Annotated in this window: 13 protein-coding genes and 2 pseudogenes; 3 read left to right on the forward strand and 12 right to left on the reverse strand. The window is 64.4% G+C overall.

The features are described from left to right. From DPQ23_RS14530 to DPQ23_RS14550, 6 genes and pseudogenes are all read right to left on the reverse strand, one after another. Positions 1-767 (reverse strand): recombinase family protein (locus DPQ23_RS14530; RefSeq protein ID WP_162630779.1); only part of this gene is annotated, 767 nt, incomplete at its 3' end. A gap of 656 nt (positions 768-1423) precedes the next feature. Continuing rightward, positions 1424-1690 (reverse strand): hypothetical protein, encoded by a 267-nt coding sequence (locus DPQ23_RS14535; protein WP_112875499.1) that lies wholly within the window; start codon positions 1688-1690, stop codon positions 1424-1426. Between the two features lie 176 nt (positions 1691-1866). Further along, positions 1867-2034 (reverse strand): hypothetical protein, encoded by a 168-nt coding sequence (locus DPQ23_RS15540; protein ID WP_162630780.1) that lies wholly within the window; start codon positions 2032-2034, stop codon positions 1867-1869. A gap of 234 nt (positions 2035-2268) precedes the next feature. Then, a complete protein-coding gene (locus tag DPQ23_RS14540; RefSeq protein WP_112875500.1) occupies positions 2269-3591 on the reverse strand; it encodes a DUF927 domain-containing protein in 1323 nt (440 codons plus the stop codon). Positions 3592-3603: 12 nt separating this feature from the next. Next, on the reverse strand, positions 3604-3927 hold the full coding sequence (locus tag DPQ23_RS14545) for a hypothetical protein (RefSeq protein WP_112875501.1): 324 nt from the start codon (positions 3925-3927) through the stop codon (positions 3604-3606). A gap of 261 nt (positions 3928-4188) precedes the next feature. Beyond that, positions 4189-5357 (reverse strand): annotated as a pseudogene (locus DPQ23_RS14550) (IS3 family transposase). A gap of 58 nt (positions 5358-5415) precedes the next feature. On the opposite strand from DPQ23_RS14550, the pseudogene DPQ23_RS14555 reads away from it, so the two are divergent. Further along, a pseudogene (locus tag DPQ23_RS14555) lies at positions 5416-5909 on the forward strand (IS3 family transposase); the annotation flags it as partial. A gap of 348 nt (positions 5910-6257) precedes the next feature. Continuing rightward, positions 6258-7001 carry a proteasome-type protease gene (locus DPQ23_RS14565; protein WP_112875502.1) on the forward strand — a complete coding sequence of 248 codons (744 nt, stop codon included), beginning with the start codon at positions 6258-6260 and terminating at the stop codon, positions 6999-7001. Positions 7002-7011: 10 nt separating this feature from the next. Here the strand turns inward: DPQ23_RS14565 and DPQ23_RS14570 are convergent, their stop codons facing one another. From DPQ23_RS14570 to DPQ23_RS14590, 6 genes are all read right to left on the reverse strand, one after another. Next, a complete protein-coding gene (locus tag DPQ23_RS14570; RefSeq protein WP_112875503.1) occupies positions 7012-7980 on the reverse strand; it encodes an alpha-E domain-containing protein in 969 nt (322 codons plus the stop codon). Next, positions 7977-9431 carry a circularly permuted type 2 ATP-grasp protein gene (locus DPQ23_RS14575; protein WP_112875504.1) on the reverse strand — a complete coding sequence of 485 codons (1455 nt, stop codon included), beginning with the start codon at positions 9429-9431 and terminating at the stop codon, positions 7977-7979. The genes DPQ23_RS14570 and DPQ23_RS14575 overlap by 4 nt, the downstream gene beginning before the upstream one ends. Before the next feature lie 122 nt (positions 9432-9553). Next, positions 9554-10612: a zinc-binding metallopeptidase family protein gene (locus tag DPQ23_RS14580; RefSeq protein ID WP_112875505.1), complete on the reverse strand. Its 1059-nt coding sequence runs from the start codon at positions 10610-10612 to the stop codon at positions 9554-9556. 22 nt (positions 10613-10634) lie between these two features. Then, positions 10635-10985, reverse strand: coding sequence for a recombinase family protein (locus tag DPQ23_RS15545; protein ID WP_162630782.1), 351 nt, complete (start codon positions 10983-10985; stop codon positions 10635-10637). 224 nt (positions 10986-11209) lie between these two features. Further along, the gene (locus DPQ23_RS14585; RefSeq protein ID WP_112875506.1) at positions 11210-11596 is read right to left on the reverse strand and encodes a type II toxin-antitoxin system VapC family toxin; all 387 of its coding nucleotides are present in this window, start codon (positions 11594-11596) and stop codon (positions 11210-11212) included. Next, positions 11593-11880 (reverse strand): AbrB/MazE/SpoVT family DNA-binding domain-containing protein, encoded by a 288-nt coding sequence (locus DPQ23_RS14590; RefSeq protein ID WP_112875507.1) that lies wholly within the window; start codon positions 11878-11880, stop codon positions 11593-11595. The genes DPQ23_RS14585 and DPQ23_RS14590 overlap by 4 nt, the downstream gene beginning before the upstream one ends. Before the next feature lie 787 nt (positions 11881-12667). Here DPQ23_RS14590 and DPQ23_RS14595 point away from each other — a divergent pair. Next, on the forward strand, positions 12668-13864 hold the full coding sequence (locus DPQ23_RS14595) for a Hint domain-containing protein (RefSeq protein ID WP_112875508.1): 1197 nt from the start codon (positions 12668-12670) through the stop codon (positions 13862-13864). Positions 13865-14066 lie beyond the last annotated feature (202 nt).

A 14066-nucleotide genomic window follows, 5' to 3' on the forward strand; every position in this document is an offset into this window, starting at 1 on the left:
GGATCCTTGACATAGCGAAGCCGGTTCCAGACCTGGCGCCCGATGTAGAGTTCGTTGTTCAGGATCCCGGTGCCGCGCTCGCGGTTGCCGTGGATCGTCGAGGTGCCCCAATGACCCCCTTGCCGGCCGGAGATCGTCTCCAGGTTCAGCGCTTCGGCATCTTCTGCGGCGATCTTCTTCGGCGAGAGCCCCCGGGCATAGTCCTCGAAGATCCGCCGGACCACGGCGGCTTCCACCGGATCGATCGCGCGGTCGCCGCGAACCGGTTCGCCGTCGGGTTCGAACGTCGTCACTACCTTGTAGCCGTAAGTGAGCCCGCCGGCGGACTTGCCCGCCAGCGCCCGCCCCTTCAGACCCCGGTGGGTCTTCTTGCCGAGCTCCTTGAGAAAGAGAGCGTTCATCGTCCCGGTCAGGCCGATATGGAGTTCCGAGACCTGGCCTTCGCTGACGGTCTCGATCATCACCCCGTGAAACTGCAGCTGCTGGTAGAGCGCCGCGACATCGGCCTGGCTGCGCGACAGGCGGTCGAGCGCCTCGGCGATCACCACGTCGCACCCGCCGCCGCTCGCCTCCCGCAAGAGCCTCTGGATGCCGCTGCGCATCAGGCTCGCGCCGGAGACGGCGCGATCGGCGCAGGTCTCCACCACCTCCAGTCCCTGCCGGGCGGCGAAGTCGCGGCAGGCGCGGATCTGGTCCTCGATCGCCGCGTCCCGCTGCAGGTCGGAGGAGAAACGGGCGTAGATCGCGGCGCGAAGCGCTGTGCTCATGGCGTGCAGCCCTCAACTGGAGACGAGTCGCGCGTCAACGGAAAGAATGGGTCTCTTCGGCCGCATGGTCGGCGCGGGCCGACTGGCGCGCAAGCGCGCGGATGAAGGCGAGCCAGGCCTCTCGCTGATCGGAGCGCGCGTCGCACGACGTCCTCTCTGTCGCCGACGCGGCCTTGCCCCGCGCCGGGCGGCGCGGCTGACCCGGCGACGGGGCCGGGGTGCAGGCATGACTGGTCGGTTCGCGCAAACGCGGGGCTCCGGAAAGCGGGGGTGGAAAACGGGGGTCGTCGGTCGGTCTCGTAGGAGCGAATAGAGCGGCTCATGATCGGGAAATCCCTGCCAGTGATGTGGGCTGCATTGCGAAACATGTGGACAACGGTTGCTCTGGAGGTTTGCCCGATAGAGGAATGGGCGGGCCGATCGTTCATGGGATTCCCGGTCAATGGAGATTGCCGTTCGGCTGTTCCGCTGAATCGTCCGACGTCCAGCGGGAGATCGAAGAGTGACTCGTCGATTTGCGAAATAGGTCATCGACGGCCCGAACTGCGCGGCGGCTTTCGCGTCTGATTTGAGAGGAACTCGTCGAACTGGCGCTGCCCACCGGCAGCGCGCAGTCACTGGCTTGAGCCGTGCGCCGGTGCAGCGCCGTGAGGGCATCACCCTTCCGGCGCCACCTTCTCCAACCACTCGCCCAGCTCATCCCCCTCCAGCAGCCCGGCCTCCAGCAGCGCCGTGCCCCTGGCGTCCAGAAGGGGCCGGTTGCGGGCGAGGATCGCCACGGCCTTGTCCTCGGCATCGTCCAGGCGCTGGCGGATGCGGGCGGCGTTGGCGGGAACGCTCAGATAGAGGATGGGCTCGGTGCCGCGCCAGAGCGGACCCTTGGCGCCGAGGCCAAGGTTGGTGTCGATCTGCAGGGCGAGCATGGTGGCCTGGGAGAGATCGAAGGCGCAGTTGCCAGGAGCAGGCTGTGGGCGGGTGGGCGGACGGCGGATCGCTGCACCTCCCCCGCGGGCACGCCGGGATCATCGGCGTCGCTGCCGATCTCGTCCAGGACGAGAACCCGCTGCTCGTCGACGGGCAGCGGCAGGCCCGGTGAAAGCTAGGCCGTGGCCCGGGTGATCGATCGGGACCTGTTGGACACGTCGCCTGCTTCGTGATCGGACCAGTCCAGGCGATCCGACCGGCTCCCGATGTCGTTCTCGGCGGCAAGGTGCTGGAGGCGGTCAAGGGCGGTGGCCGCAAGCGCGGCCCAGGTGGGCTGAGTCATGAGGACAGTCTCCTTATAAGGAGATGCTCTCCCGGCGACGCCGGAGAGATCCCCGGACGCGGGGTATGGGGTATGGGGTTTGGGCTTGCGCATCGCTTCTGGCCCGCCCCCCTTGGAGCCGGGCGCGGGCAGCCACACCTGCGACCCCGGGCGGCCCCGCTGCCGAGCGCCCCAGCGGACGCCCAGGGCACCACCGGGGCCGGATCGGGTCAGAGGTGCGGCATGAGTGAGCGGTTATTGGGGCTGCTGGCCCCGGAGAAGGGAGCCTGAGATCGGGCCGTGTCGACCTCTCCGGGCGACGCCCAGTCCTGAGGCTACACCTCCCCGAGGCCGATCACCGCTGCGAAGAGCGACAAAGCCTGCCGGATCAGCGCGCTGGCCTGCATGGCTCACCAGGGCAAAGCGCTCGGCAATCCGGGACAGGGCGCCCGGCAGGGCGGTCTCCTGTGCAGCGAGCAGGCTCTCCATCTCTGCCGAGAGGCGGGGCAGGGCGTCGGAAAGATCGGCAGTGACCTGGTCGAGGTCGGCGATGAGCCGGTCGAGGAAGGCCGGGAGGAGATGACCGTGATGACGGCGCATCGATCGTTCAAGGCTGCGGGCGAACGCCGCGCCGTCCGCGTGGCCCTGCAGGTTGCCCACCAGTCCATGGCAGCCATGATCGGCGGGAATGACGATCATGCGCAGGGCGAGCGCAGCCGGTCGATCTTTCTTCTTGCGGCGCAGGGAGGTGGCCAGGGGCAGTTCGGATGTGGAGAGCACGATCCGCCGGAACCGGCTGCCACCATCGGGATCAGGTGCGGGATCGGTGCGCCCTGCGCCGGCGTCATCGGCGAGGGCGAGAAGCGCCCGGATCAGCCGCGCGTCGGGATCCCTGGGAAAGCCGTCCAGCGGCAGAAGCCCGTCCTGAGCCTCGGTGCTGAGCCGGTGAAGGCCGGTCTGGGCCGCCGTCCAGGGCACAAGCCGGGCAGGATCGCCGCTGCAGCTGAGTGCCATCCGCAACAGCAGCGACTTGCCGACGCTCGGGGGGCCGAAAAAGTTGAATCCGGCGGTGTCCACACCTGCGGGGCGCAGCAGCGGCCCGGTCACCGCAGCGGAGATGGCGAAGATCAGGGCCGGGTTGCCGAGGGCGCGCGCGGCAACCTCGTCCTGCCAGCCCGACAGGCTGCCAGTGATCTGGCTGCCGGCCGGCGGCGGTGCAGCCAAGACGATCGGCTCGGCGGCGGCGTTGCAGGACTGATGGACCCCGCCGCCGGCGCGCACGAAGCTCATGCGTCCCGCTGGAGCTTCGAACCAGCCGGTGCAATCGGCCCGCCAGCTATGGCCTACCCGCTGCCATTTGCCGAGAAGCTCCGCCACGCCGGTAGCGGCCGAATGAATGGCGAGGCCCCGGTCGACGAGTTGGGTCAGGAACTTCCCTGACCGCGTCACCAGCTCAAGCGCCGGAAACGTCGATCGCTGAAGCCGGCCGCGGCGATCAAGGAACTCCACCTCGACGCACCAACCGGAGTGATCGGGACAGCGGGGAAAGCTTGCCACCCGGATCGGACCACAGATCACCGTCCCGCGGGTCTAGTGCACGATGGCATCTCTCTCCTCGGTCAGGACAAAATCCCGCGGCAAGCCGCTGCCGAGGTGCTCGTAGAATGCCCGGATCTCGGGCTCGACCACCAGACTCGGCTTGTTCTCTCCCGCCGCCTGATCAGGCATCGGCACGCTATCTGCCGCGCCGCGAAACGACCGTGCGGAACAAGGCTGCGCGCCGTCCGAGGGCGAGGCCGGACCGAGGCGCGAGGTCTTGAGCGAGAAGCCTGTTGGACCGTCGGACTGTTGGACCGTGGCGACGGCCGCGTCCCGAGCGGAGGCCGCACCAGAGAAGTCGGTTTCGATGTTCATGGCTATGCGTCCGGAACCAGCAGCCCGAGGGAGCCGCAGGAGGTTTGTCCTTCTGGACGGGGGGCCGTAATTCTTCCGTGATGCTGTTCTTTATAAACGCCACGCCTGCCAAAAGCACGCCGGGTGGCTTCGATATCTGTGGATTGCGGGGGGCTGGGCGGACAAAGATGCGGGGAGGTCACCCGGAAACCCTTGGCTCGATGTTCACAGGATATTCACGCTGAACCCTTCTGATGGTCCCCCGTTTTCGTGGACACGGGTTCAGGCCATTTGTCGTTCGGCCTGTTCTGGGGTCCTGTATCCGAGGGCGGAGTGGATTCGCCGCCGGTTATAATAGCCCTCGATATACCCGAAGAGGCCACGCCGAGCATCCTCTCGTGTTGCCCATTGCCGCTGCTGGATGAGTTTGACCTTCAGCGTGTGGAAGAAGCTCTCCATGGGCACATTGTCGTAGCAGCACGCCGTGCGGCTCATCAACGATTTCGTTTTCATGGCCGCAAGTTGCTTGCGGTACGCCGCGGATGGGTATTGGCTGCCTCGGTCGGAATGGCAGATGAGGCCTTCGGTCGGCCGTTGCCGCTGCGCCGCCATCATCAGCGCGGCCAAGGGCAGCTCGGTGCGCATGTGGTCGCGCATCGACCAGCCGACGATCTTGCGGGTTGCCAGGTCCAGCACCGCGGCGAGATACAGCCATCCCTCTCCGGTCGCGATGAACGTGATGTCGGCCAGCCAGACGCGGTTCGGTGCCGGCGCGACGAACGCCTGCTGCAGCAGGTTCGGTGCGATCGGCAGGCGATGACGGCTGTCGGTCGTGCACGGCCTGAACCTGCGGCCGGCAAGCGCGCGGATGCCGTGGCGTCGCATGAGCCGCGCGACGCGGCCGCGGCTTGCCGTGCTGCCTTGCGCACGGAGCGCGGCATGCATCCTGGGACTGCCATAACGGCCATGGTGCTCGCCATGGAGGCGGCGCAGATCGGCCAGCAGGGCACGGTTGGCGCGCGCCCGGGCGCTTTCGGGACGGCTGCGCCATGCGTAATAGCCGCTGGCCGAGACCTCAAGAACCCGGCACATCAGCCTGACCGGCCATCTGCCGGCATGGTCGCGGATGAATTGGAAGCTCATCTCGGCACCTCCGCGAAGATGCCGATCGCTTTTTTTAGCACGTCGCGCTCCATGCGCGTGCGATCGAGCTCACGCTTCAGCCGGGTTATCTCCGACGCCTGGTCCGCGGGCGACGGCATCGAGGGGAGGCCCGGTGTCGTCCTCGATTAGGGCGTCCCCCCGCGAACCGCTGCTCGCAAGTTCCGCAACATAGATGGCGAAATGCCTACCTCGGTCGCCACTTGCATCAACGATCTGTCACTGCTTTCCAGCAGGGCGACCGCCTCGGATTCGAACTCGGGAGAAAACTCCCTTCTCGTCTTCGGCATTGAACACCTCCATGCCTCATAGGCTTAGCAAAGGTGTCCACTGAATCGGGGGACCATCAACTTCACTTACGTCGCGACCTGGAAGGGCTTCGTCCATGTGGCCTTCGTCATCGATGCCTATGCCCGTCGCATCGTCGGCTGGCGGGTCAGTTCGACGGCGCAGGCGGGCTTCGTTCTCGATGCCCTGGAGCAGGCCGTCCACGAACGCCGCCCGCCCAAGGGCATGGCCTGGTCCATCACAGCGACCGCGGTCCCCAATACCTGTCGATCCGCTACACCGAACGCCTCGCCGAGGCTGGCATCGAGCCGTCGGCCGGCAGCGTCGGCGACAGCTACGACAACGCCCTTGCCGAGACAATCAACGGCCTGTTCAAGGCCGAGGTGATCCGCCGCCGTGGACCCTGGCGCAGCCTCGAGGGCGTCGAATATGCCACCCTGGAATGGGTGGACTGGTTCAACCACCGCCGTCTCCTTAAGCCGATCGGGAACATCCCGCCGGCCCAGGCTGAAGCGAACTTCTACGCGGCCATGGAAACCAAGGTCATGGCCGCGCAGCCAGGACCAACCGGCCTCCGGCAGACCCGGCGCGGTTCACCCTGCCCTGTTCCTCCTCGACGAGTTCGCGGTCCTTGGCCGCCTAGAAGTCGTGGAGCAGGCATGGGGCTAAGGGCGGCTTGCGGGCTCCAGCTCTGGCCGATCCTGCAGGACCTGAACCAGCTGCGCGCCTTCCAAAAGCTCGACTTATTGTTGAGGATCAAAAGTCGCACTCCAAGGTAGCGCGTCCAACACCGGAACGGTTAAAGGAGATGAAGGGCTCAGTGGTTGACACAAGGCCGCCCTGGCTTGAACAAAATGGAATTCCTACTAGGATCGGCAGGTCGAGAAAAAGAAGCGGGATGAATGACCTACTGCATCGGGTTCCTGGTGCGCGAGGGGCTGGTGATGATGGCCGATACGCGCACGAATGCGGGGGTCGACAATGTCTCGACCTATCGAAAGCTTCGGGTCCACGCGAACGATGGCGATCGGCTGATCGTCAGCGCCTCGGCGGGCAGCCTGTCCACCACGCAGGAGGCTGTGCAGCGATTGCAGCACGGCGTGCCGAACCCCGAGACGGGCGACGCCGACACCTTCGAATCCGTGGCCAGCATCCATGAGGCGGCGCGGGCCGCCGGCCGCGCCGTCCGCGCCGCGCGCGACGGCATGGAAAGCCTGCAGCAAGACCACGTCAGCTTCGACGCCACGCTGCTTGTGGGCGGCGCGGTGGGGGGCGAGCCGCTGCGGCTGTTTCTGGTCTATTCGGCGGGCAACTGCATCGAATGTGGGGCGGACACCCCCTATCTGCAGATCGGCGAGCACAAATACGGCAAGCCGATCCTCGACCGGGTTCTGACCCATGACACCGGGCTTTATGAGGCGGTGAAGGTCGGCCTGATCTCCTACAGTTCGACGATGCGCTCGAACCTTGCGGTCGGGCTGCCCATCGACATCGTCACCGCGCGGCAGGGACGCCCCGGGGCGGAACTGGTCCACCGTATCGAGGCCGGCGACCGCTATTTCGCGGACCTGTCGCGCAGCTGGTCCGAGGTCATCAACCAGGCCTGCGCCTCGACCCCGCCCGTGCCCTTCGTGCCGGCGCGCTGAGACGGGGCGGTCAGGCGGGCTGCGCCTGGGTCTGGCCGGCCACGGCAGGGACCTCGGTGAAGGGGGTGAAATAGGCGCTGCAGACCGCGTCATGGATGTCGGAAAGCTGGGCCTGCGCCGCGGACAGCAGGTCGCCGATCCCGTCGGCCTCCGCCCCTGTCCGCTCGACCGCGTCCAGTTCGCCGGCAAGCCGCGCCACGGCCGCTGCCGGCAGGTCCGCGTTCGGCAACCGCCCCAGCGCCTGCCCGGCCTCGTTGACGCAATAAGCGAGCGCCCGGGGAAAAACCTGCGAGAAGATCAGAAACCGGCTCACGCCCACGCGCGTCACTGGCCCGCGCAGGCTGCGGCGGTACATCTGATAGGCGGTGAGCGACTTAAGCACGCCGACCCATTCGGCCGCGCGCAGCGCCTGCATGTCGCCCGTGCCGTCCCCGATCCTGACGAGCGCGTCCCTCAGCACCTGCACCGTGAAGTTGCTGCGCTCGATCGCGCGTCCCTGCCGCAGGATGGCATAGCCGGCATCGTCGTTCATCGCGCCGAGGAACAGTCCGACCATCGCCTGCGACCGTTCGATGATCTCGCGCAGGTACACGTCGCGCTGCTGGGGTGCGCCGGCGCCCGGCCGCGCGGCGGCGTGGTGCAGTCCGTTCACCGCCTCCCAGCTTTCGCGCGGCAGAATCTCCATCAGCGTGCGGATGTTCTCCCTAGCATAGACGCAGGAGGCGAGCAGCGAGGAGGGGTTCTGCAGATCGGTGAGAAGGAAGTTGATCGCGTCGCGCTCGGTCCGCCGCAGGCCCCTTGCCTCGAACTCGCCCAGGGTCTCGGTGATGGTCAACACCGGCTCCCAGAAAAAGCCCGCCCGGTCGGGCCGGTCGAGGCGGATTTCAGAATGGACCGCGACCAGCCGGGCGGTGTTCTCGACCCGCTCGAGATAGCGCGCCGTCCAGTAGATGTTCTCGGCAACCCGCGACAGCATCATGACCCTCCGACATCCACCACCCAGGTGTCCTTGCTGCCCCCGCCCTGGCTGGAGTTGACCACCGTCGACCCTTCGACCAGCGCCACGCGGGTCAGCCCCCCGGCCGTGACCTCGGTCCGCTCGGCCGACAGGATGAAAGGGCGGAGGTCCACATGACGCGGGGCCACGCTGCCGCCCACGATGGTCGGCACTGTGGACAGCGTCAGCATCGGCTGGGCCATGTAGTTGCGAGGATCGCGCCGCACCGCATCAGCGAAGGCGTTGCGCTGGACCTCGGTCGCGTGCGGGCCGATCAGCAGGCCATAGCCGCCGGACTCATTGGCCGCCTTGACGACCAGCTTGTCGATGTTGGCCAGCACGTGGTCGCATTCATCGGGGTAGACGCAGCGAAAGCTCGGGACGTTGGGCAGAATCGGATCGGCGTCCAGATAATAGCGGATCAGCGCCGGCACGTAGGTGTAGACGACCTTGTCGTCGGCCACCCCCGCTCCAGGGGCGTTCGCCAAGGCGACCTTGCCCGTGCGCCAGGCCCGCATGAGGCCGGGCACGCCGAGCATCGAGTCCGGGTGGAAGACCTCGGGATCGAGGAACAGGTCGTCCACGCGGCGATAGATCACGTCGACCCGGTGCGGGCCCGAGATGGTCCGCATCTGGACGCAGTCATTGTCGTCCACGAACAGGTCCGCGCCCGTGACCAGGTCCACCCCCATTCGCTGGGCCAGAAAGCTGTGTTCGTAATAGGCGGAATTGAAGATGCCCGGCGTCAGCACGACGATCTGCGGCTGGTCGCCCGGTCGGGGGCTGAGCGAGGCCAGCATCGTGTAGAGTTGCGACGGATAGTCGTCCACCGGCAGGATGCGCGCCCGGCGGAACAGTTCCGGGAAGCACCGCTTGGTGACCTGCCGGTTTTCCAGCATGTAGGACACGCCCGAGGGCACCCGCAGGTTGTCCTCCAGCACGTAAACGGTGCCGTCGCGGTCGCGCACCAGGTCCGAGCCGCAGATATGCGCCCAAGTGCCGTGCGGCGGCGAGACGCCCATGCATTCGGACCGAAAGTTCTTCGAGGTGGCCAGCAGGGCGCGCGGGACGATCCCGTCCGCAAAGGCCCGCTGGTCGTGATAGACATCGTCGATGAACAGGTTCAGCGCCAGCGCCCGCTGCTTCAGCCCCGCCTCGATCCGTCGCCATTCGGGCAAAGGCAGAATGCGCGGGATCAGGTCATAGGGCCAGTGCCTGTCGATCGATCCACCGTCCTCGCCGTAGACCCGGAAGGTGATCCCCATGAGCCGGATCACCATCTCGGCCGAGGCGACGCGTTGCGCCAGCACGGCGTCGTCCAGCGAGGCGAGATAGGCGCACAGCGCCTCGGCCCCCGGACGCGGCTGGCCCCGGCCGAGGATCACCTCGTCGTGAAGGCCATCGACCCGATAGTCGTCCCAGCAAATCCCCATTGCGCTCTCGCTTAGGCTGTCGATGCATCCTGCATGGTCATCAGTCGTTTGCATGGGTTTCAGGTTGCGGCAAGCCAACCGCCAGGAGCCAGCCCATCACCAGCCATGGATCTGCCTGCCGTTTAGGCAGAGCGGATCAGATCATGCACGAACCCGAGCTTGGTGATAACGAGCGGCGACAGCACGAAGGGATAGAGGTCAGACAGTCCCATGCTGCGGTTGAGCGAGTTGACTGCCAGCGTGAGGGGCGTCCAGGCCTCGACCACCATCTCGATGGTGTCCGCATGATAGGCGTCGAAGTCGATGCGCGTGGCCAGCCCGCGCAACTCGGCGACCTGCGGGCGCAGCCGAATGCCATAGGCGTTGGCCGTGCCCAGCGTGTCCACGATGTGCAGGTAATGCGCCCAGGTCTCGGCGAAATCCTCCCACGGGTGGACCGCGGCATAGGCGGAGATGCAGGCGTCGCGCCAGTCGTCGCGGGAGCCGTTGGCATAATGGCGGTCCAGCGCCTCCGCATAGTCTGTGCGCTCGTCCCCGAACAGGTCGCGAAAGCGGTCCAGTGTCCCCGGTCCGCCGTCCCGAACCAAACGGTCCCAGTAGTAATGCCCGACCTCATGGCGGAAATGGCCCAGCAAGGTCCGGTAAAGCTCGCCCAGTCCCGCGCGGCGGCTTTCGCGCTCGGCGTCGTCGGCCTCGGCGATGTTGATGGTGATCAGCCCCGAGGCGTGCCCGGTCAGCACCCGCTCGGCATTCGGGTCGCTCGGGTCCGCGATCATGTCGAAGACCAGCCCCTCGGGGTCTTCGCGGCGCGTGGTCAGCGGCAGCCGGAACTGGATCAACGAGTAGAACAGCCGGTGCTTGGCATCCTCGATCCGGCGCCAGCGGTACAGATTGCCCTCGACCGACAAGTCCGGGATGGTCCGGTTGTGGCGGCAGGCATCGCAGAAAATGTCGGCCCCGTTCGCGGGAACGAGCCAGTTGCAGACGTCGTGAGCCGCATTGGCGCAGAAGCGCCAGTTTTCCTCTGGCGCGTCGAGGGAACGCCAGACTTCGCCGTCCTGGTCCAGCGCCACAAGCGCCTGCCGCGCCGCGATATAGCCCAGCCGGTGCCCACAGCGCTCGCACAAGCGGTTCTCGAAATGAAGCGTCTGCCGGCAGTTTCCGCATTCGAACAGTTGCATGAAGGATCCTGAAGGGTCAGATTTACGGAGTTCGGTGGGTGGCTCCCCGAAAGAGCCAGGCTCCATCAGCTTCGGAGCCGAAGGTTCTACAGTCGAGGGTTTCCTGTATCAGAAGCCATGGATCACCAGGCAACGTCAGCATCAAACCCTTCCGAAAGCCTGTGCCCGGTCCACGCCGCGCCTGTTCACCAGCTTTACCAGCTCGATCTTGAAATCGCGGCTGAATCTCCGTCTTGCCGTACCCACTCTGCGGTTCCATGGTCAGGATCTTGCCTGCATGTGCAAAAAAACGGCAGCAGGCCACCGGCGAGGGCTCCTGCAGGGAGAGGTCCTGGTCGGTCGTGGACACGCGGCCATAGCCATAGAGGGTCATTGAAGAGCCGTTCTGTTCGATTGAGGTCTGGCTCCCCTTGCGCTACTGTACGATAAATCTCGGGATAACCCGATCGAGACGCACTCTGGTGTCCGATGCGGATCTTGTCGTCGGGTATACCCCGGATGGTATATTCCATGGTCGGCGCATCCGCGTGACCTCAGCGTCGGCTGACAGACAATTCCAGGACAAGCCCGGCCAACCGGCAGAAGCGGCTACAGTCCCTATCGCAGATTCTGCACCGTCAGCCCTTTGACCTCGACCTTCGCCCACTCGCGATCCGTCGCAAGAACCGGCACGGCGAGTTGTAACCCGAGCGCCATGCACAAACGGTCCCCAAGGCCGCGGCCGTGCTGCCTGGTCTGCTGGTCGAGGGCAGCGGCGGCACAGGCGGCCTGGCTGTCGTGAGGGCGCACATCGAGCCCGAGCTCATCCAGCACGGGGCGGACACGCTCGATCGAAGCCCCCTCACGAAGCATTTCCTTGGCGACCTCCTGCAGGTTCACCGCCGAGATCGCCGCCTCCCCGATGTAGTCCGCCACCGTGTCGCCCCCCGGCTCGCCGCGGAGCAGGGCGAGGACAGCGGACGCGTCGAGGACGGCGTCGCTCAAGTCCGGTCCTCCCGAGTGGTACGGGCAGATGCCACAACGGCCTCGCCCTCTTCCCTTTCAGCCTCCTCATGCCGATCGCGCAGGAAATCCTCAGTCGTGCGGGGTTCCGTGACTGCCTCGCGGTACATTTCCCGCGCGCGCCGTACCCGGTGGCTCAGAGGCACAAGGCGCACCAGATCGCCTTCGATCACCAGCGACACTTTTGTATCGCCGGACAGACCCATGGCTTCGCGCGCCTGACGCGGCAGGATCAGACGGCCGTTCGATGCAACCCTCACATCCATGGCATGTTCTCATCGACGGTCAGATCTCTAGCCGTGTTCATTTATGGGCCAGAGAACCATTTTTTTCCAGTGCCACCTCTGAGCATGGTGCAGATCATCATTGCATGCCGTGCCTCAGGGTTCTCCGTCGTGTCCGTAAGGGGAGCCCCTTGCGGACACTCTCAACGACAACGGCCGGCTGTCCAAGGCGCCTCGCGACAGGGGGTGCGGCCGACAACTCTCTTGCGGCTCTTGCTCGCCCGGGCGCTTTCAGGTCTGTCCGGGACGACAGAATCCCGCCCATCCGGACGGCGGTTACGACCGTGCGGCTCGGAAAAAACCACCGCCGCGCAGACGAATGGCAGTCTCGGCCGCGCCAATGCGACTTTTCAACAGTCTCGACCCTTTGAGGGAGGTGACGATCTCAGCACCCGTAAGCCCCCTGACTGACTTCTGGCACTGTCGTCAGGACGGATCACGGTGCGCCATGGTGCGTCTCCTCAGGTTCGCCAAGGCTCCGACAACAGACACGCCAATGCAACGGACCCTCTTGAACCGCCTCACGGGCTTCGGCATACCGGACCCCATACCCGTGGGATGATCGTGTCCGATGCAAGGGAAAACGTGCACACCATCTAATGTGCGCAACAGGACATTTCCTATGGCAGAAGAGATCGGACAAGCAACATTTGCGGCGATGCCCGAGCATGTCAAGCTGCGTCCGGCTCTCTATCTCAAGGACTGCGTAAGATCGCTGCAATCAAGATCGATTGGCGGGGAATGTAGGCGGCAGAAGGTGACTTGATAAATGCCCTCGATTGATATTGTCAGGCTCGACGAGAATCCGCATGAAACTGTAAACGGTATTCGCGACGACACTAACTCGCGTGGAGTCGATCTGGAAGGCGCTACGATCACGGCCAAATATGCTGACGGCTCTACGGAGGTCCTCACGTGGCATGCTTTGGATTCTTACACCTTCGGTGGAGCCACCGGCGCAGACATCGATATGTCCTTCGGTTTCGACTGGCATGAATTGTCTACAACAAAACCTTTGACTTCTCTCCAAATCGACTTGCAGCCTGCTAGTTCGGTATTCGATACGAATTCAGATCGCGATGATTATCCGACTGGAAACTCCACGCCCAGTTCCCTGAATGGCTATCCCTTCAGATTGGCTCCCGAATATGAAGACGTTACGGGTGACTTGACTGTGACATATTCGGGGATTGTAAATCTGGCGGGAAGCCCAGCCGTAGGAGATCTTTATACTACTATGGCCGTCGATTTCTCCAATCTTCCTGGGGGCGGCCTTCTGGGTAATCTCAGATGGAATTCTGACATTGACACCATGAGGGATGCCGGTGACTTGGTGCCATCCGGTGCGACCTGTATAGTCCGTGGAACGTTGATTACCACAGATCGCGGCGATGTGCCTGTAGAGACCTTGAAACCAGGGTGTAAAGTGCTGACCCAAGACAATGGTTTTCAAGAACTCGTATCAACAATGAGCCGGATCGTAGGGGCAAATGAGCTTCAAAGGAATGTTAAGCTTTTCCCGATACGGATCACTGCCGGAGCATTGGGTTCAGGGCTGCCCAAGAGAGATCTGGTTGTGTCGCGCCAGCACCGAATGGTCGTGAAGTCCGATATTGTCAAACGCATGTTCGGGTCGGAGGCCGTTCTCGTTGCTGCAATAAGATTAACTGAATTGCCGGGAATTTACGTTGATGACGCCATTGAGGGCGTTGAATATTTTCACCTCGTCTTCAGTCAGCACGAAGTAATATTCGCTGAGGGTGCGCCGACCGAGAGCTTTTTGATGAATTTCGAAACGCAAAAGACACTAAGCAAGGCGCAACGGGACGAATTCACGTCGCTCTTTCCGGAGGTTGGTGAAATCGGTTATCCTGGGGCCCCGGCACATGCAATTCCATCACGTATACTGCAAAAGGAACTGGTCCGACGGCATATGAAGAATGCAAAAAACCTTCTCTCGCTGTAGGCGGACGTTGAGGCCCATCATCAGCGCCCTTCAGTCGTCATCGAATCGTTGGGGGCTGCCCGACGTAGACGTCAATTGATCCTCTCAAGTCAGGATAAGGTTCGTTTGGCTCTGTTGCACAAATCCCTTCCGTGATTCATGTCGTGAGTCCGGTATGGTAGCTGGTCGGCATGAGCAGACTCACACGCCTGACCTACAAGAC

Origin of the sequence: Paracoccus endophyticus, from assembly GCF_003286075.1 — a bacterium.
Lineage (GTDB): Bacteria > Pseudomonadota > Alphaproteobacteria > Rhodobacterales > Rhodobacteraceae > Paracoccus > Paracoccus endophyticus.